This window comes from Xenorhabdus yunnanensis (assembly GCF_028598805.1).
In the GTDB taxonomy this organism is placed as follows: Bacteria; Pseudomonadota; Gammaproteobacteria; order Enterobacterales; family Enterobacteriaceae; genus Xenorhabdus; species Xenorhabdus yunnanensis.
Genome location: NZ_JAQRFI010000244.1, coordinates 1 through 453, shown reverse-complemented (window position 1 = coordinate 453; position 453 = coordinate 1). Strand labels below are relative to the sequence as shown.

Below are 453 nucleotides of genomic sequence, written 5' to 3'. Positions count from 1 at the left end.
ACTAACTCCAGCTCATTTCCGAGTGGGCTGTGGTGAGTTAATTAACAACCTCGCCAATGCGGGGTTTTTTATTACCTGAATTAATAGGAGAGTGTAATGAGTGAGAAAAAACCGGATGAGATGACATTGAGGGATTATTTTGCGGCTCAGGCAATGGCGTCAATTATTCTACGTGATGATACTTATGAAGAAGTGGCAGAAGAATCATATTTTATTGCTGATGCAATGCTGAAAGCGCGGGAGAATAACAATGCCTAAACACATTCACGCAGATTTAATATCTGAGTACGCTAGATTGTCTCATATTACCGACAGGCCGTGGAGGTATTTTGAATCTTATCTCCATACTAGTAATAGATGGATTGAATGTGACTTTAAATTGTATTTTCATCCCAATGTTGAGTACCGTATAAAACCCCGCACTATCAGAATCGGGGATATGGATATTCCTGA

At 39.7% G+C, this 453-nt stretch carries 1 protein-coding gene; it reads left to right on the top strand.

Annotated features, from left to right (window positions below; all coding sequences use genetic code 11):
* Positions 1-96: 96 nt before the first annotated feature.
* Positions 97-258 (top strand): hypothetical protein, encoded by a 162-nt coding sequence (locus PSI23_RS22075; protein ID WP_273557054.1) that lies wholly within the window; start codon positions 97-99, stop codon positions 256-258.
* Positions 259-453 lie beyond the last annotated feature (195 nt).

What these genes read in the sequence shown, in the direction of transcription:
- PSI23_RS22075 (WP_273557054.1), top strand. Translation starts at nt 97, where the DNA reads ATGAGTGAGAAAAAACCGGATGAGATGACATTGAGGGATTATTTTGCG.